Consider the following 18,005-nt stretch of genomic DNA (forward strand, 5'->3'; position numbering starts at 1 on the left):
ATCGAGCCACTTTGGTTTGTGATGGAGAGGACTCAGCGGTGGGTTGTGCGACATCCTTTTCCACCGGTCGATATTTCGATCCCGCCCGGCCGCAGAATTGTTGCGCAATCACACCCCGCCACCATCATGCAGTTTGATTTTCTGCCGAAATCGGCCGCGGAGAGTCCGCCGCGTAGCAATGCACCGACATGGTGGCTCGCGCCGGCCGTTGTAATCCTCATCCCGGTCCTCGGGTCGTTCATTGCGTGGGCGTCCTTGATCGGCTGGTGTTCGGCCGGGGGATGCCCGGCGGGCTCATGGATGGATCTGCGCGGGTTTCTTCAACCGGCCCCGTTCACCGTTCCCGGCGTGACGTTGCTGGCTGTCTGGTACGGAGCCGTCGTTGTCCTGGCGACAGTCGGTTGGCGACTGGGGCTCGGGACAACGCCGACACCGGAACTCGTCGAGCGCACCACCGGTCCGACGTTCGAGCGGCGGTACTTTTTCCTCATCCTCGCGGTGTCCGCGATCGGCGTCGGATATGCGTACTCCCGAATCGCCGCCGCGACATCGATCAGCGACGCTTTGACCACCCAGACCGGCAACACATTCACGGAGGCGCTACCGGATTCGGCCGGTATCGCCACGCTTCGGTACGCGACCATCCTGGCGGCACCCATCAGCGTCTACCTGTGGCGAAAGAAGGTGCTGCACCCCGGTTTCATGCTGTTGGCAGTCCTCCTGCTGGTGGCCAACTCGATGGTTGCCTCTCGCCTCTCGCTGCTGATGGCGGTCGTGGTGTACGTCGTCTTGCAGACCGCGGTTCCCCGCGAATCCGCGGGTGCCGACCGTAAATCGGTACGGCCTTGGCAACTGCTCGTCGCGGTTGCGCTCATGTTCACGCTCCTCACCGCACTCAACTACATCCGAAACGGCAACTACTACCGCGATGCGGGTGTGTCGAATCCGATCGCGATGAACCTCTACCAGTCCGGCGCATACCTTGCCGTGCCTGCGCAGGTGTCCATGGGGGTGGCGGACGCGGTCATGCGCGGATCCTTCGACAACCCCGGGGCCCCGGTCGACTCGGCGGCGGCGGCATTACCCAGCTTCCTGGTCCCGGCGCACGAGGTCCGGGCCAAGGAATCACTGGGCGCCGACTCGTACGACTTCACTGTCTCATTTGCGCCGAACTTCACGACCAACTCCGAATTCGCCGATACCTACGCAGATTTTGGAGCGTGGGGATGGCTTTACACGCTTCTGCTGTTTCCGCTGGCCGGCTACGTCTTCGGGCGGTTCCTGACATACGGACCAGTGGTTGCCGGATCGGCCGGGGTTATTGCCTACTGCTTTGCCGAAGTGTGGCGTATTCAATTGTTGACCCAGGGAATTACCCTTTTCCTCGTACTTCTGACGCTTGTTTGCGTGTTCTTGGCGGCACGGGGACCGTCCATCGGGAAAGCTGGAACGCATGGTTCCGAGAGGAAATGTGAAGTCACTTGACTAGCAACTTTGCAGGTACTGCATATCGACCAGGCAATGTGGGTAGCGAATGGCTACGCAGCGCGGTTGCCGCGGTCCGCAGTCGGTGGATCGTCTTACTGTTGGGAGCATTGGTCGGCGGGATCCTGGGTGCGGTCCTGACCACCGCGCAGTCGCCGAGCTACGAGTCGTCGGCAGTGATCTACCAGACGCCCCACTTCGGTGACACCGATGGTATGAGTCGCCAGCGGACCGAGGCGTACACGAAATTGCTGACCTCTGACCTGGTCATCGAAACCGCGCTTGAAAACACCGGACTGGCGATGTCGATCTCCGATGTGCGTGAAATGACCACGGCCAGCGCCAACGTCGGAAGCGCGATCCTGACGGTGACGGTCCGCGCGGACGACGCGGACACGTCCGCAGAGCTTGCCAACGGCCTGGCACAAGCGCTTCCGGGCACCGTCTCGGCGCTGGACGGGATCACCTCTGCGCCCGAGCAGCCGGCCACGGTGGACGGGATCACCCCTGCCCCCGAACAGCCGGCCACGGTGGACGGGATCACCTCTACGCCCGAACAGCCGACGACGGTGGACGCCGACCCGGTGCGGTTGTCCGTGATCAGCCCGGCTCTGTCCGACGACGCCGAGGGCGGCCCGAAGTATGTGCGCAACACCGCACTCGGCGTGGTCGCAGGACTGCTGGTCGGATTGCTCTACGCGTATCTGCGGAAACAGGTGAGCCGAAGAGTTCAGGATGCGGGCGCACTCGGCAAGTTTCTGTCCGGGCCGGTGTTGGCAGGCATTCCTGCCGACAAGGCACTGGAATCCGGTCTCGTCGACTTCCGAAGAGACGGTCCCGCGGCCGAAGCATTCCGCCGGCTTCGCGCCGTGATCGCCGACCACGAACCCGGCCAAGGCGATTGCCGGACCATCGTCGTCTCGAGCGCGGTCGGCGGCGACGGCAAGACAGCGGTCGCGGTGAATCTCGCAGCCGCTCTCGCAGAGAGTGGAAACGAGGTCGTTTACGTCGACGCCGCCCCACCCGACTCCGAGGGCTCCGGGGACCTGGCCGCACCGGCCGGGTTGTCCAACTACCTTCTGGGTGACGGTGACATCGGCCGATATGTCTCCGCGAGTAGATATTCGAAACTCTCGCTCATCTCAAGCGGTCCCGCCGCGGCCGGTTGGTCCGAGCTGATCGGCACCGGTCGGATGCGCACCGGACTGGCAGATCTCGCCGCTCGCGCCGACTACATCATCGTGGACACCGCACCGCTGGGTACCCGATCCGATGCGCTCGTGCTGGGACGTTGGGCCGACGGCATCCTGCTGGTGGCGCGGTCCGACCACACCAGGTACGCAGAGCTGAGTGCTGCCCTCGAGCGCTTGTCATTGGCCGGAGTCCGCATGTGCGGCGTTGTGCTCAATGACTTTCCGAGGCCACTGGTCCGCAGCGTGCGCAAACGAGGCAAACGATTGTCAGGTACTCATCTGCTGGCACCTGCGTCCCGTCCCGTCAAAACAATCGTCTGACCAAGGGCCGGTGGGACATCGGGTTCGTCATCGGCAGGCGACGAAGATCGGCTCTCCCTTCGGCGGGTTGGTGGTCACGGCGCCGATGGTCACCTCGGTGTTTCCGGGTGTCCCACCGACGCACCGGTCGCTATAGATCAAGATCGGCAGCCACCCCGAAGGCGCTTGCGTCCAGACCAATTCCGCGGTCGACACCGCCCCGGACGAGCCGAGGAACTGGACGAATGGTCCGCCACCTTCGGAACTGATCGGAGGGCCGGTCACCGTCACGCTGAGCTGGTCGATCTCCAAGTCCGGTGAGTTGTGAGCAGAGAACGCCAGCCCCGGCTTCGTGCTCGTCACGGAGACGGTTCCCAATGACATGCCCTGCGCGGTCTGCAACCCGACCGCCCCGGTGCCCTGGGCGATCTCTGTGTCGGTCACGGAACAATCCGCCAGTCGGACACCCGTGACCGGTTGTGCTGCGACTGATTCCATGAGAACGGACCAACTACGGCAATCGGATACGGTGACCCCCGAGATGTCGAGGTCGAAACGGCTGAACGCGTCGCCGGTTGACCCGTTCGGTCTTGCGAGTACGTGCAACCCCATCTGCGAGTTCTCAATGGAGAGCCCGGTGAGGCTCACTCCTCGCGATGCCACGTAGCGCCACCCGGCATTTGAGTCAGCCGCGGCCGAATCGACCATGACACCTGCACCATTCGTCTTGCCACTGACCGTTACCCCGGTGATCGTCGACCTGTTGACACCGGCCAGACGCATCCCGTTCGCCGCACCGCCCGTCACGACCACATCGGAGATGCTGAAGTCGGCATTCGACCACCCGGTCAGAGCGGGGAACGAGAAGGTCTCGGAAGCATTGTCGAACTGGTTCACCGCGGTGTGATAGGTCACCAGGGCCAGACCGTCGTCACCAGTATTGGTCGCTGAAAAGCGTTCGATGCTTCCGCGGCGGCACGCGTTGAAATGAAGTCCGTCGGCCATGGTGTTCTCGACGTGCAGGCCGTCGACAGTGATGTCGGAAACGCCCATCATGATCACACCCGCCTGCGGGCTCGACTCCACGCTGCAGTTCAGCAGGCTCACCCCGCTCGCCGGACCGTTGGAGCCGGTCCAACCACTGGGGACGGCGGACGTTTCCGATGGGTAGCCCACCACGCGGATACCGTCGCCCATGGACCGCTGCGCCGGCTGGGTTGTCCACCGCACTGTCACGTTCTGGAGTGATACGCGCTCCAACGGGCCGCGCAGCACGATGCCGTGGCTCGTGCCGGCACCGTTGGCGTCGAGATTGTCCATCAACAGTTCGGCGCCTGCGTCGAAGTCGATGGAAACGTCGGAGATCCCGGCTATCGAGATCGCCGCGGCGCCTGTCGGATTACGCTCCGCGAAGCGATACCGGCCAGACGGGAAACGTAAGACGTCTCCAGACCTCAACGCGGAGACGGCGTTGCGGATGGCAACGGAGTCATCGTGTACGCCATCACCCACGGCGCCGAAAGCGCGGACATCGCGGATCTCGCCGTCGTCGGCGACGAGGCGAACGGCGTGGGTGGATACGGGCAAGGCGGCGGAACACGAGGTGAGCGCCAACGCTGCCGGAAGCACACCGAGAAAACTACGACGCGATAGCGCCGACGACCTGTCAGACAATGGATCTCCTCTTCAATACCGAACAGATCGCCTCGGCCGTCACCGGCGACGAAATCTCCGACTGGCGCCGCTTGACATGCAGCTGCCCACGATCACTCAACAATGCCCTGGCGGCGCCATCATTGCAGTACTTCTTCATGAGCAGCGCCAACGCCGCAGCGTCATGCGGGTCGAAATACTCAGCGCCGTCACCACACGTTTCCACCAGGACCGGGATGTTCGACGACAGGACAGCGGTGTGCGATGCCATTGCCTCCAGCGGCGGGAGGCCTGCACCCTCGTAAAGCGATGGCATCACAAGCATGTCCGCGCGCGCGACCAGAGCGCGCAACTGGTCAAAGGGAAGTCTGCCCGTCAGCTGCACACGGTCACCCAGGCTGTCCACGAGCCGGTTGACTCGCTCGTCGAGCGTTCTGAGCGACTCATCGCCACCGGCAATCACCAGTTTGTGCGGCACCGAATCCGCTATCGCCGCAAACGCATCGAGAAGCACCGGCAGGTTCTTGTGCCGCTTGATGTTGCCGACATACAACACATACGGCGGCTGAATCGGTGACGGTGTGGGTTCGGGGGGAGAAAACCAAATATCGTCAACTGGGATGGGAGTCACCAGTATCTCGGCCGAAGGTGCGATCGCGGCCATGGAACGCGCGGTCGCCTGGGACGGCGTGAAAATTGTTTCCGCCCGTCGTGCGCCGAGTTGCAGCATTGTCCGTGCGTACACGTTCTTGGCCAGATTCTGATCGCTCAACTTGTTGTCTTCGACATGGAGGGTGTCGTGCACCGTGGAAAAAAATCGCACGTTTCGACGGCGTGGAGACAATAGAGCAAGAGGAAAAGGATAGTGCGGGACCCACAGTGCCTGGGGACGCGTCAGGGACAATGCACGACCCCACGCACGCTGTTCCTGCGCCGAATACATCCGGGCATCGGCAGGGTCGGAGAGAATCACACGCGTGTTTGCGCTGATCACAGGTATCGCGTCTCGATCGGTGAGTATCGCCAGAGTGAATCCACGATCGCCCAGCACCTGTTCGAGATACGGGATCTGTGTCCTGATGTAAGTGCCGATACCGCTCTGACGGATATGCCGGGCATCAAATAGCACATCAACGGGTAACACGCTGTCGCAGCTCGCCTGAGCGGCGCGGGAAGTGTCCACGAATTCATTATCGCAGGTCTGACAAATCGGTGAAACAGTTATTCGCGCGGTGACACGGCGACCTCCAAGAGAAAATGATATCTTCGGACACGAACGAACTGACCATTTACTGGGGCAGCGGCAGTTCTTCAGCTGCATTTCTCGGCAAGCGAAGGGCGACTTTGCGTGAATATCCGCAATTCTCAATTGTCTGGGGTCCCGGATGAAATGGGTCCACGCCGAGTGATTGCCACCCGTCGCGAGTCCCCGAAGCAATCATGACCGGTCCCCGGTTGGCGATAGTCCACGAGCGATTCACGGAGATCGCCGGTTCTGAACATGTGGTCGAGCAGATGTCCGTGACGTGGCCGCATGCTGCCGTCCACGTTCCCATTGCCCGTCCGGCGGGCATACCGGCCGGCCTGTCGTCCCCCCCGGTGACGACATGGGTCGACGGCGCTTACCGCTTGCTGGGGCAGTCTTCTTACGCCCCATTGATGCCGTTGCTGCCAAGAGCCTTTCGCGGCATGAAACTGGGTGCGGTGGATGCGGTGGTGGTGAGTCATCACGCGTTTGCCACGCAGGCCGCCTTCGCCACCGACGCCCCGGTGATCGCATACGTGCACAGCCCGGCGCGCTGGGCTTGGGACCCCGCCTTTCGTGCGCAAGAAGCCGGGGGCGCCGCCGGTGCGGCCGTGCTCGCGGGACTGGCGCGGGTGGCGCGTCGGGATGAGTTGAAAGCCGTGGACCGGCTCACGCAGATCGTCGCGAACTCGAGCGAGGTCGCCGACAGGATTCACCGCTGGTGGGGCCGGGAAGCAGTGGTGGTGCATCCACCCGTGGACACAGACGGTTTCACGCCTGACCACTCGATCGAGCGGGAGGACTTCTTCCTGCTCGCCGGTCGTCTGGTGCCCTACAAACGACCGGATCTCGCGATCATGGCCGCGCGGCGGGCCGGTAAACGACTCGTCGTCGTGGGCGACGGCCGATGGATGGACGTCTGCAAAGAGCTGGCCGCTGCCGACACGATCTTTGCCGGGCGACTCCCCCACGATGAACTACTGGCGCTCTACCGGCGCGCACGAGCTCTGATAATGCCCGGTGTCGAGGACTTCGGCATCGTTCCGGTCGAGGCGATGGCCACCGGGACACCGGTGATCGCCTTGGGCGAGGGCGGTGCGCTCGACACGGTCATCCCGGGCGAGACCGGGATGCTTGTTCCCACCGGTGACGACGAACACGTGGTCAGCGGGCTCGCCCACGCCATGGAGGCATTCGATCCGACAGAGTTCGACTCAGAGAGAATCCGCACATGGGCCGAAGGGTTCTCGCGGAAGATGTTTGGAGAGAACATGATCGGTGTCGTCGACGGCGTACTCAAAGCCCGCTGACCACTGCGACGGCCAGATCTGGTGCTGCGCGCTGCACGGGAAACCGTTCTCGCGTAGCACTAACCCACAAGTGTCTTGACCGAGCTCGCTTCGTTGCTCCCGGGCGTTGATTCGAGCGGGAAGTGACAGGCGGCGAACTGTCCGGATCGAATCTCTCTGACCTCGGGTTCTGTTGTGGTGCAGAGATCCTGGGCGTTGGGACAGCGAGTGCGGAAACGACATCCGGTCGGCGGGGCCAGAGGTGAGGGTACGTCGCCTTCGAGTGCCGGTCCGGCGAATCCCTTGTCGGGGTCGGTCAGTGGCACCGAGTCCAGCAACGCCCGGGTGTAGGGGTGAGCGGGACTGTCGTACACCTGGACCGAGTCGCCGAACTCGCAGACCTTGCCCAGGTACATCACCATGACCTTGTCGCTGACGGTGCGCACGACGCCGAGGTCGTGGGCGATGAACACCACGGTGAGGTCGAACTCCGCTTTGAGTTCTTCGATGAGATTGAGGATTTGGGCTTGCACCGATACGTCGAGTGCGGAGACGGGTTCGTCGCAGATCAACAGTCGCGGGTTCAGCGCCAGGGCGCGGGCGATGGCCACCCGTTGGGCTTGTCCACCGGAGAGCGCGCGTGGGAGGACATCTGAATACCGTTCCGGGGAAAGACCCACCGAGTCGAGGACCTTGGCCGACGTGGTGGCGCGGTCAGCTTTTCCGGCGCCCGCCACGGCCATCCCTTCCACGACGATGTCCTTGACGGATCGGCGCGGATTCAGGGAGCTGACCGGGTCCTGAAAGATCATCTGCATGTCGCGCCGCAGCACCCGCATGGCCTTTTCGTCGGCCTTTTCGATCCAATCGTCGCCGAACCGGATCCGGCCCGCGGTGACCCGGTCCAGACGCAGGACCGCCCGGCCGGTGGTCGATTTTCCACAACCGGATTCCCCTACGATGCCCAGGGTTTCACCGGGCAGTACATCGAAGCTGATCTTGGAGACCGCCTGCACGGTGCCGGCGCTGGTGGGGTATTCCACGACGAGGTCCTCGACGCGCAGGAGTGCCTGATCGCCGCGTAGATGCGCGGTGCCGCTGCCAGCCATGAGTTCTACCTTCCGGACAGTTCGAGGGTTTTGATGGGCTGCGGCAGGACCGGGTGCAGACACGCCACCTGATGATCGCCGCCCGCTGATTGCAGCGTCGGGCCCGGTGTGACGCAGTTCGTCTCTGCGTGTTCGCACCGCGGCGCAAACCGGCACCCTGACGGTGGCGCGGTGGGATCGGGCAACGAGCCCGAGATCACCCGCAAGGGCGCGTGCCGGGCATGGTCGATGGTCGGTGTGGCGCCCAGGAGCGCGTGGGTGTAGCGATGCATCGGCGCCTCGAAAACCTGACGGGTGGAACCGACTTCGGCGAGCCGGCCTGCGTACATGACCGACACCCGATCGGTGCGTCCGGCGACGACGGCGAGGTCGTGGCTGATCAGCATCATGCCCATGTCGCGTTCGCGTTGCACCCGCCGCAACAGGTCCAGGATCTGGCGCTGGATGGTCACGTCGAGCGCGGTCGTCGGCTCGTCGGCGATCAGCAGGTCCGGCTCGCACGCCAGCGCGATCGCGATCATCACCCGCTGACGCATCCCGCCCGACATCTCATGCGGATAGTTCCGAAGCCGCCGTTCCGGATCGGGAACCCCCACTTCCTGAAGGAGTTTCAGCGCCCGGCTGCTCGCTTCGGAACGGCTGACACCGAGGTGCTTGCGCATCCCCTCGGTGAGTTGACGCTCCACCCGCACCACCGGATTGAGGGACCGGCCCGGGTCCTGGAACACCATGGCGATCTGTTTCCCCCAGATCTCCAGCGTCTCCTTCTTGTTCAGGGCCAACAGATCCCGGCCCTGAAAGGTCACCTCACCCGAGCGTGCAGAGCGCGGCGGCATCAACCCCATGATGGCCCGGGCCATCACCGATTTTCCCGAACCGGACTCCCCCACGACGCCGAGTGCCTGACCGGTGTCGAGCGAAAGGGACACATCGTCGACAGCCCGAACCGTCCCACGCGCGGTACCGATATACGCCCGAAGATTCTTCACCTCGAGCAGCGGACCGGCACGCTTGCCTTTCGCGAGCCCTGAAGGGTCGCCGGGCCGTTCCATCTCGGACTCAACGCTCATGGTCACTCTTCCTCGGCTCGATCATGTCTCAGTGCTGGATTGTCTTGTCGAACTTCATGCGGAGGTGGTCGCCGAGCTGATTGAGGGCGAAGACGGTGAAGAAGATGGCCAGCGCCGGCACGAAGACCAGGTGCGGCGACGTCGCGAGCGCGTCCTTGCCGTCGCTGATCATTCCGCCCCAACTGGGCGTGGGTGGGGGTATGCCCAGTCCGAGAAAGCTCAGGGAGCCTTCGGCCACGATCAAGGCTGCCATCACGATGGGCAGGTAGGACGCCAGTGGCGCGATCACGTTGGGCAGGATCTCTTTGAACAGGATCCGAGAGTGGCCGGCACCCATATTCCTTGCGGCGCGGACGAACTCTCGCGACGACCATGCCATCGTGTTGGCTCGGGAAAGGCGGATGAAAGCCGGGACGACGACGAGGGTCAGTCCGGCGAGCATGGTCGTGACACTGGGTTCGAAGATCGAGGCCAGGGCCAGCAGCAGGATCAGGGGCGGGAAGGCGAGCATGGCATCGGCCAGCAATGAGATGCCGTTGTCCAGGTGGCGACCGAAGTAGCCACCAACCAATCCGATCAGCGATCCGATGATGAACCCCACCAGTCCGGCAACGGTTCCCACGACCAATGAGACCCGGGCGCCGTAGATGATTCGGGACAGCTCGGAGCGTCCGAAGTTGTCGGTCCCCAAGAGCAGATCGAGTGATCCGAAGGCCGGATTCAGTCGGGGTGCGCCCACGGGGGTGTCGTAAGGGGCGATGGGAAGCAGGTTGGCGAACAGCGCTGCCAGGATCAGTGCGACCAGCCAGCCCACTGACAGGTACACCAGAAACGAGCGGGGTTTGCGAACCGCCGGGACCACCAGCACCGGTGTCGCGGGTTCGGTATGCGGGCCGGCGGCGGGGAGGGGTTCTTTGGTGATCATGTCGGTCATGCTGTGGCCGCCACCTTCCGGACGCGTGGGTCGATCAGTCCATAACTGAGATCGACGATGGTGTTGATGGAGACATAGACGACGGCGACGAACACCACGATGCCCTGCACCATGATCAGGTCGCGGGTGGTGATGGACGCGGCGATCAGTTGCCCCAAACCTGGTAGACCGAACAGTGTTTCGACGATCACCGTGCCGCCGATCAACCGGCCCAAATTGATTCCGGCCAGGGTGATCAATGAGAACGACGAGGGCCGGAAGGCATGCCGGAACATCACGTAGGTGCCCGACATCCCTTTCGCGCGGGCCGCGGCGATGTAGTCCTCACCGAGGGTGCCGATCAGGTCGGTGCGCAACAACCGGTGGAAGGAGGCGATCTCGGTCAGTGCGATCGCGATCGCGGGCAGCAGGGCGCTCTGCAGATTCAAACCCAATCCGTCACTGATATCGGACCATCCGAGCACCGGGAACATCTGCAGCTGGATCGCGAAGAAGTAGATGAGGATCGGACCGGCAATGAATGCCGGCACCGACAAGAAGACCGCCGAGAGCGCGTTGATGCCGCGATCCAGGGCTGACCCGGGCCGTGACGCCGAGATCACACCCATCACGATCGAGACCACCAAGGCGATCAACAGACCCAATGCTGCCAGCTCCAACGTCACCGGCAGTCGCTCGAAGATGGCTTCGGTGACAGACTGATTCGTCAAAGGCGAGGTACCGAGGTCCCCGGTCACCGCATTACCCAGCCAGTCCAGATACTGTGACCACACCGGCCTGTCAAGCCCCAACTGCGCATCCATTTCCGCAACGGCTTCGGGGGTTGCATTGTCACCAAGAATGACCTGCGATGCAGAACCGGGAGCCAAACTCAGCAAACTCACCACCGCAATGGTCACCAATAGGACCACAGCAATACTGCGCGCGAGACGCGTCGCAATTGTGCGAAGCATGAATAGTCAACTTTCGTCCTGAGCAACGGGCAGAAGGAACTGGTGACATGCCGATTCATGGTGATTACGCGGAACGGGCTGCGCTCCACGGCATGTGCAACCCTGAGCGCTTTCACTGGTTTCTTGTGACAAACGCCGCATTGACAGCGACTGTGCTCTCACCATAGAAGAGCGGTCCTCTCGATGGCAATACCCAAATCGGACTTTTCTCAGGGGACACTTCCGACCAGAGCAAAAGACAAACTCGCATGCCAATTGAATAGCCGCGGTTATAACCACGCGAATTGTGTAGTTCGCGGACGCAAAACTACAACGCCGATCCGAAATCTGAAATCGGCGCGCCAAATAGGCGCTACCACAACATATTCAAATGCTGCAGTATGCGAAACGGCCTGTCGCCTCCGACAGCCCGTGGTGCGTGAGCCCCGTTTATGTCATCTGACACCTTCGATATGGAGGTCGGCGATCTGTCGCCGCACGTGGTGTTTTTTGACCTTGCCGGACGCTGTCCGCGGAAAGTCGTCCACCTCGTGGAGCTCTTCCGGCCATTTCTGTCTGGCCGTGCCCGCATCTGCGAAATGCTGTTGAACCTCGGAGAGCGTCGGCATCATCTGCCCGGGTTTCACCCGCACCACCGCGGCAGTGCGTTCCCCCAGTCGCTTGTCCGGCGCCGCGACGACCACCGCTTCCGCAATCGCGAACATTTCGAGCAGAACGTCCTCGACCTGCGCGGCACTCACATTCTCGCCACCGCGAATAATGATGTCGGACTTACGATCTGTGATCATCAGATAACCATCGTCGTCGATCACCCCGATATCACCGGTGCGATACCAGCCATCCTCGTCGAACGCCTGTGCCGTCAACTCCGGGTCGGTATAGCCCAGGCACAGATCCGGTCCGCGGCTGAGAATTTCGCCGTCTTCCCCCAGCCGGATCTCGACGCCCAGCTTGGGATTGCCATCGGTCAGCAGTCGCTTGTCTTCGGGAGCAGTTGTGACCGATCCGGTGATCGATGGATGTTCGGTGCTCCCATACGACCGGGTGACGATGATGCCCAGGTCGGAGAGGCGCCGGGTGACCGCGGCGGGAACAGTCGAGCCGCCGAGTCCGATGTATTTGAGGTAATGCAGATGGTCCGGGGTGAAGTCGGGATGGTCCAACAGACTGGTCACGAAGTACGTCGGTCCGCCACCGATCGCGACACCATCGGAATCCATCAGGGCGATCACCCTGGTCGGATCCCACTCGTCGCAGAGGTCGACCGGGGTCCCCTCGAGCACCGGGACCAGGAAAGCCCCCAACATGCCGATGAAGTGGCCGACCGGGAGCGCGGTGAGTTGCCTGCCGCGGTCCGCCTGGTAGTTCGCGAGTAGTTGCCGCGTCTCGAATGCCAGCGTCTGGTGAGTGTGGATGACACCCTTCGGGTCACGCGTCGTCCCCGAGGTGTACGCGATCAATGCCGGACTGGCCGGGTCGACGTCGAGGGAGCCGACCATCGGAACATCATCGAGCAGGTCGTCGAAGTTCAGACCGACCACACCCACGATCGGTACTGCTGCACTGACCTCCGGAACGTACGTCATCCGCCCGAACCGATCGGCAGTGATGAACACACGCGGCTTGGCGCGCTCGAGTATGAAACCCAATTCCTTTGGGCCATAGAAATGCACGATCGGTACGACCACTGCACCGAGTAACGACGATGCCCAGAACGTGGCCGCCGCTTCCATCCAGTTCGGTAGTTGAAAGGCGACGACATCCCCTGCTCGCACACCGCGGGCCCGCAATCCTGCCGCCAGCCGACGGGCAACCAGTTCGACGTCGGCCAATGTTCCCGAATACGGCCGAACCTTCGAATGAATCCGGAAGTGGACCCCGGCAGAGTCGTTCAAACCCTTGCCGAGAATTTCTCCGAGCGACTCATCCGTCCACCACCCCATCGCCTCGTAGTGCGCTCTCAGGTGGTCGGGGAGGTCTCGAACGGGAATCGCGCTGATCGTCGAACTCATCTGCTTAACAGTTCCTTTCACGATCTGAAGTGTGTTTTCTGGCTTGATGCGGCGAGCTGGCCTCAGGTGTGTGCAATCGGATCGAGCAGCTCTGAGAGTTGCTCGACCATGTACTCGATCGCGAGAGTTGAACCGGGGGTTGACGGATACGAGAGGTTCCAGATGTGCGGTTCCCCTTCGTGCACCTTCAGACGCACATCGACCCCCGCTTCGGCGGCGGTGCGACACAGGAGCAACGAGTCGTCCCGGAGCACCTCGGAATCACTGACCTGCACGATGATTCGCGGCTGACCCGCCCAATCTCCCAGGACCGGCGAGGCCAGCGGATCCGTCTCCGGGGTCCCGGCCAGGTAGCCCGCTGCAGCTTCGGTCGCCTGGTCGAGCGAGAAGCGGGCGTCGGTTGCGGCATTCTCGGAAAAACTCGCGGCAGTATTACGCAGGTCGGCCCAGGGTGAGAACAGGAATGCGCCGGCGGGAGCCGATATCTCCAGTTGCCGTATCCGCAGCAACAGCGCCGCGGCCAGTCCACCTCCCGCAGAATCCCCCCACAGCACCAGACGTTCGGGCCCGACCTGTTCGATGATCAACCGGTAGGCGGTCAGCGCATCGTCCACCGCAGCGGGGAACGCACTCTCGGTCGAGAGGCGATAGCCCACGGAGAACACCTGGGTCTTGCAGGCGACCGCGATTCGAGACACGCTCTCGGAGAACATCTGCGGGGACCCTTTGCGGTAGCCACCCCCGTGGAAATGGAGCAAGGCGGTATCGGTACCTGCGCCGCACGGCCGGATCCGCAGCACCGGTACGCCCGCGAAGTCGAGTTGTTCGACTTCGACGCTGACGTCCGGATCGGCTGCAGCAAACTCTGTTTCGGTCATCGCCTGCCTCTCAAAGTGGTTCATTCCAGTCATGGGTTGGCGCGCGACCGCCGATCTGCCTCGTCAACAACTGCGCCGAGGCGATGACGGGCTGCGCTGCCGTCGCGATCTCTTTGCCGACGAGCTTGCCGATGTGAAGCAGGGTGAGGCAGAAGACAACCCGGCCGTCGGGGTCGAAGACCGGCGCCGCGATGTTCCCGACGGTGTATTCGACATCCGGATCGACCTGCAAAACCGCATAGTTCGGCTGGTCGTCAAAGAACTGTTCGAGCAGGGCTTCGCGGAGACCGAGATCGTTCGGGCGTTCGGCGAGGTCGTGGGTCAGTGAACGTCGTACGGGGTTCGGATCGTCCAGACCCACCGTGTAACCCCGTTGCCGTACGGCCGGACCGTATGACTGGAGATAGTCGGTCACGCGTTCGTGCAGATCTGCCGGCATTTCCAAGATCCGCTCGCGCAACTCGGCTGGGGCCATCCATGCCATGAAGGGCTGCCCGAACGGGGGCTGCAGTGGTATCCGCTGTCCGGGCGCGAGTTCGAGCTGTCGCCCAGTCGGCCTGCCTTCTACGGCAATACAGAGGATGTCCCTGCCGACCATGACGGTGCCCGTGCACTCGTGTCCGGTCGCCGCCGCCAGCGCTGCCAACTCCTGGCGCGCCAGTTCGATAACCGGGTTGGCTCCCGCTGCCGCGTGCCCGGCAGCCAACACCGCGGGACCGAGTGTGTACGTCTTGTGGCGCGGGTGCCGCGACACGTAACCCCCCTCGCCCATGGTCTTGAGCACCGCAAACATCGAGCCCGGACTCACATCCAGCGCCTTCGAGAGCTCGCTGAGAGTGAAGGTGCCGCGCTCATTCACCGTCAGAAAGTCCAGTACTTGCAATGCGCGCCGCGCCGAGAGGGCCATCCAAATCCTTCTGTGAGCAAATCGTTGACGTGATCTTCGCCTCAGGCTAGCGTAATCCACCAAGTTCCGAAACCGGTTTCGAAATGCTGAAAAATGGTGGGAAATGGTGAATCGCTTGTTCATGAGAAAAGCTTTGGAAAGTTCGAATCTTCACGCCCTGCGACTGGCACTGCTGCACGCCACCGGCGATGAAGAGCTCGCGGCAATGAAGCTGGAGCTGGTGCCGATCCGCAGTGGCGCCGCGTTCGAGATGACTATTGCCGAAGAATCGCGGGCCGACCTGTTCCGCAAAGCCGAAGAGTTCGTGGCCAACAATGCCGCCACGTACATCCCGCGAGAACTCGACGAAGATGAACTCCGCTCGATGATGGAACTCGCTCTGGGTCACGAGCTCACCGACGCAGAGTTCGCGGTGGCGCGGACCATGCCCGCGGTTGAGAAGTTCCCGCTTTTCACGAAGTGGACCGAGCAGCGCCCGGACCGTGCAGACGATTTCACCGTTGTCATCGTCGGCGCGGGCCTGTGCGGAATCGCGATGGCCGTCCAACTCGAACAACTCGATATCTCGTACGTGCTCTACGAGCGGCGACCAGATGTCGGGGGAACCTGGGCCATCAACACGTACCCGGATGCGCGCGTCGACACAGCGAGCACCACGTACGAGTACAGCTTCGTGAAAAACCATCCGTGGACCGAACAATTCGCGCGACAGCCCGAGGTGCGCAGCTATCTCGAGATGGTCGCGAAGTCATACAACGTATTCCAGAACATCAGGTTCGAGCACGAGGTGCAGGCTGCCGAGTTCGATGAGTCGACGTCGATGTGGTCGCTGCAGGTGGCCGACCGTGATGGCGTGTCCGAGAACGTGACCAGCAACTTTGTCGTCACTGCGACGGGGCTGTTCTCGACTCCGAAGAGGCTCGACACCAAGGGTATCGAGGACTTCACCGGTGAAATCATTCATACGACGGAGTGGACCGACGAGCACAGCGCGAAGGGCAAATCGGTCGCGATCATCGGCAACGGTTCCACCGGAGTCCAGATTCTGTCTCGGATCGCGGAGGACGCCGAGCAGGTTCATGTGTTCCAGCGAACCCCGCAGTGGATCGCGCCCCGCGAAGGATACGGCGAAACCGTGAGCCCGGAGATGCGGTGGATTCTCGACAACATCCCGCATTACTGGAACTGGGCCCGCACCACGGCACTCAAACCCAACAATCCCCGCGACACGATCCAGCCCGATCCCGAATGGCGCGCTGCCGGTGGCATTTTCAGCAAGAGCAACGACCGGCTCCGGGCGAATCTGACCCAGTACATCCGCTCCCAGGTCGATGACCGCGCCGACCTCGTCGAAAAGCTCGTACCCGACTACACGCCCGCGGCACGACGTCCGGTGGTGGACAACGGCTGGTACCGATCGCTCACCCGGGACAACGTGGAACTGGTGACCGACGGCATCGAAAAGTTCACCGAGCATGGGATCGTCACCGTCGACGGCACCGAGAGAAGAATCGACATGGCGCTCAGCGCAGTCGGCTTCGAGGTGACGAAATGGTTGTGGCCGATCGACTTCCGCGGACGCGGAGGTGTCAGTATCGAAGATCGCTGGAATCTGCCGGGAGGTCCGCGGGCATACCTGGGCCTGGCAATTCCCGAGTTCCCGAATCTGTTCGTGCTCTATGGCCCCAACGCGCAGCCGGCAACCGGTGGCGGCATCGGCGTCGGCGGACTCCCCGCGTGGATGGAGTCGTGGGTGGGCTACATCGCCAGGGTGATCGTCGCCGTCGTAGAAGACGGGAACACCTGCGCCGAGGTCACCAACGAGGCCTTCTGGGAGTACAACAATGCGGTCGACGACGAGGCAAGCAAACTCATCTGGCTCGATCCTGCCGCGAACCCGAAGCGAAACTACTACGTCAATGAGCACGGACGGCTTGGTACGAGCACCCCGATATCCGGACTGGAACTCGCAACGCGGCTCCTGCATCTCAATCGGGCCGACTTCACGTTTTCCGCTGTGGCACAGAGCTCTTCGGACACCGACGGAACCGACGAACTCGAAACCGTGGCCTGAAGCCTCCGACGCACACCACAACCTGACGCCTACTGCACCGACCACACAAGAGAAAGCCGAGAACTCAACATGATCGATCTAGGACTGGACGGGGCCCGCGCCATCGTCGTCGGCGCGGGATTCATCCCCATGCGTGCCGGGAACGGGCGTGGTTCCGCGTTGCAGCTCGCCAGGGCCGGTGCCACCGTCGCCTGTGTCGACAAGGACGCCGAACGCGCCGACCAGACCGTCCGGGAGATAGCCGCCGAGGGCGGCAAGGCATTCGCGATCGTTGCCGACGTGCTCGACTCCGGTGAGGCTCGGCGTGCGGTCGACGAGGCCGCGGCTCAGATGGGAGGGCTGGACGTATGCGTCGACATCGTCGGCGGTGCAATGTGGAGCAAGGCCGCCGACATCCCGGATGAAGATTGGGACGCGCAGATCCTCCTCAATCTCACGCAGGTCTTCTATGTGTTCAAAGCTGCTATCCCGCACCTGATCCTGAATGAGAAGGGCGGCTCACTCATCGCCATCACCTCGGTCGACGGAATCGGTTCGTCCCGCTTCCATGCCGGATACGGAGCGGCCAAGGCCGGCGTCGTCTCGCTCGTGAAGACGTTCGCCGACGAATACGGCAAGCACGGCGTACGGGTCAACTCGATCGCACCCGGCAACGTCGGCGGCGGCAACTGGGATCTCCCGGAAATCCCCTTCGGTGAGGATGTCGTCAATGCACTCGCACCACCTCGCGGGCGCGACATCGCCGATACCGTCCTGTTCCTCGCCTCCGGCCTCTCCGCGAAGATGACCGGTCAGACGCTGGTCGTCGACGGTGGCGCAGTGATCCAGAGTCCCTGGCGCATGACCGAAGACCAAATCGGCCGCAACGCCGCGTTCTCGAATGCGTCGTCCTAGCCCGACCG

Annotated in this window: 14 protein-coding genes; 5 read left to right on the forward strand and 9 right to left on the reverse strand. The window is 62.7% G+C overall.

Annotation, left to right across the window (positions count from 1 at the left end):
• The first annotated feature begins 126 nt into the window (after positions 1–126).
• Both AC56PL_RS25225 and AC56PL_RS25230 read left to right on the forward strand, forming a co-directional pair.
• On the forward strand, positions 127–1,485 hold the full coding sequence (locus tag AC56PL_RS25225; RefSeq protein WP_495517349.1) for a hypothetical protein: 1,359 nt from the start codon (positions 127–129) through the stop codon (positions 1,483–1,485).
• Positions 1,482–2,999 carry an AAA family ATPase gene (locus AC56PL_RS25230; protein ID WP_495517348.1) on the forward strand — a complete coding sequence of 506 codons (1,518 nt, stop codon included), beginning with the start codon at positions 1,482–1,484 and terminating at the stop codon, positions 2,997–2,999. Before AC56PL_RS25225 ends, AC56PL_RS25230 begins: the two co-directional genes overlap by 4 nt.
• Before the next feature lie 27 nt (positions 3,000–3,026).
• Here AC56PL_RS25230 and AC56PL_RS25235 read toward each other — a convergent pair whose 3' ends face one another.
• Together AC56PL_RS25235 and AC56PL_RS25240 are read right to left on the reverse strand one after the other, a co-directional pair.
• A complete protein-coding gene (locus tag AC56PL_RS25235) occupies positions 3,027–4,652 on the reverse strand; it encodes a glycosyl hydrolase family 28-related protein (RefSeq protein WP_497155518.1) in 1,626 nt (541 codons plus the stop codon).
• Positions 4,645–5,814, reverse strand: a complete 1,170-nt coding sequence (locus AC56PL_RS25240; protein ID WP_497155519.1) for a glycosyltransferase family 4 protein — start codon at positions 5,812–5,814, stop codon at positions 4,645–4,647. Before AC56PL_RS25240 ends, AC56PL_RS25235 begins: the two co-directional genes overlap by 8 nt.
• Before the next feature lie 257 nt (positions 5,815–6,071).
• Here AC56PL_RS25240 and AC56PL_RS25245 point away from each other — a divergent pair, with 257 nt between their 5' ends.
• Positions 6,072–7,187: a glycosyltransferase gene (locus AC56PL_RS25245; RefSeq protein WP_495517345.1), complete on the forward strand. Its 1,116-nt coding sequence runs from the start codon at positions 6,072–6,074 to the stop codon at positions 7,185–7,187.
• Between the two features lie 59 nt (positions 7,188–7,246).
• Here the strand turns inward: AC56PL_RS25245 and AC56PL_RS25250 are convergent, their stop codons facing one another.
• From AC56PL_RS25250 to AC56PL_RS25280, 7 genes are all read right to left on the reverse strand, one after another.
• Positions 7,247–8,275 (reverse strand): oligopeptide/dipeptide ABC transporter ATP-binding protein, encoded by a 1,029-nt coding sequence (locus AC56PL_RS25250; RefSeq protein WP_495517344.1) that lies wholly within the window; start codon positions 8,273–8,275, stop codon positions 7,247–7,249.
• A 5-nt stretch (positions 8,276–8,280) separates the two neighbouring features.
• Positions 8,281–9,345 (reverse strand): ABC transporter ATP-binding protein, encoded by a 1,065-nt coding sequence (locus tag AC56PL_RS25255; RefSeq protein ID WP_497155520.1) that lies wholly within the window; start codon positions 9,343–9,345, stop codon positions 8,281–8,283.
• A 28-nt stretch (positions 9,346–9,373) separates the two neighbouring features.
• Complete coding sequence (locus tag AC56PL_RS25260) at positions 9,374–10,279, reverse strand: ABC transporter permease (RefSeq protein WP_497155521.1); 906 nt, start codon at positions 10,277–10,279, stop codon at positions 9,374–9,376.
• Positions 10,276–11,232, reverse strand: a complete 957-nt coding sequence (locus AC56PL_RS25265; protein WP_495517341.1) for an ABC transporter permease subunit — start codon at positions 11,230–11,232, stop codon at positions 10,276–10,278. The genes AC56PL_RS25260 and AC56PL_RS25265 overlap by 4 nt, the downstream gene beginning before the upstream one ends.
• Before the next feature lie 434 nt (positions 11,233–11,666).
• The gene (locus tag AC56PL_RS25270; protein WP_497155648.1) at positions 11,667–13,244 is read right to left on the reverse strand and encodes an AMP-binding protein; all 1,578 of its coding nucleotides are present in this window, start codon (positions 13,242–13,244) and stop codon (positions 11,667–11,669) included.
• Between the two features lie 62 nt (positions 13,245–13,306).
• On the reverse strand, positions 13,307–14,122 hold the full coding sequence (locus AC56PL_RS25275) for an alpha/beta hydrolase fold domain-containing protein (RefSeq protein WP_497155522.1): 816 nt from the start codon (positions 14,120–14,122) through the stop codon (positions 13,307–13,309).
• A 10-nt stretch (positions 14,123–14,132) separates the two neighbouring features.
• Complete coding sequence (locus tag AC56PL_RS25280; protein ID WP_497155523.1) at positions 14,133–15,029, reverse strand: IclR family transcriptional regulator; 897 nt, start codon at positions 15,027–15,029, stop codon at positions 14,133–14,135.
• A gap of 121 nt (positions 15,030–15,150) precedes the next feature.
• Between AC56PL_RS25280 and AC56PL_RS25285 the strand changes: the two genes are divergently transcribed.
• Complete coding sequence (locus tag AC56PL_RS25285; protein ID WP_497155524.1) at positions 15,151–17,103, forward strand: flavin-containing monooxygenase; 1,953 nt, start codon at positions 15,151–15,153, stop codon at positions 17,101–17,103.
• Positions 17,104–17,172: 69 nt separating this feature from the next.
• Complete coding sequence (locus AC56PL_RS25290) at positions 17,173–17,997, forward strand: SDR family NAD(P)-dependent oxidoreductase (protein WP_497155525.1); 825 nt, start codon at positions 17,173–17,175, stop codon at positions 17,995–17,997.
• Positions 17,998–18,005: the final 8 nt, after the last annotated feature.

It is taken from the genome of Williamsia sp. Y721, from assembly GCF_059683565.1.

Coding starts and splice junctions, on each gene's coding strand:
- AC56PL_RS25225 (WP_495517349.1), top strand. CDS start 127: ATGCAGTTTGATTTTCTGCCGAAATCGGCCGCGGAGAGTCCGCCGCGT.
- AC56PL_RS25245 (WP_495517345.1), top strand. CDS start 6,072: ATGACCGGTCCCCGGTTGGCGATAGTCCACGAGCGATTCACGGAGATC.
- AC56PL_RS25250 (WP_495517344.1), bottom strand. CDS start 8,275: ATGGCTGGCAGCGGCACCGCGCATCTACGCGGCGATCAGGCACTCCTG.
- AC56PL_RS25255 (WP_497155520.1), bottom strand. CDS start 9,345: ATGAGCGTTGAGTCCGAGATGGAACGGCCCGGCGACCCTTCAGGGCTC.
- AC56PL_RS25260 (WP_497155521.1), bottom strand. CDS start 10,279: ATGACCGACATGATCACCAAAGAACCCCTCCCCGCCGCCGGCCCGCAT.
- AC56PL_RS25265 (WP_495517341.1), bottom strand. CDS start 11,232: ATGCTTCGCACAATTGCGACGCGTCTCGCGCGCAGTATTGCTGTGGTC.
- AC56PL_RS25270 (WP_497155648.1), bottom strand. CDS start 13,244: ATGAGTTCGACGATCAGCGCGATTCCCGTTCGAGACCTCCCCGACCAC.
- AC56PL_RS25275 (WP_497155522.1), bottom strand. CDS start 14,122: ATGACCGAAACAGAGTTTGCTGCAGCCGATCCGGACGTCAGCGTCGAA.
- AC56PL_RS25280 (WP_497155523.1), bottom strand. CDS start 15,029: ATGGCCCTCTCGGCGCGGCGCGCATTGCAAGTACTGGACTTTCTGACG.
- AC56PL_RS25285 (WP_497155524.1), top strand. CDS start 15,151: ATGAGAAAAGCTTTGGAAAGTTCGAATCTTCACGCCCTGCGACTGGCA.
- AC56PL_RS25290 (WP_497155525.1), top strand. CDS start 17,173: ATGATCGATCTAGGACTGGACGGGGCCCGCGCCATCGTCGTCGGCGCG.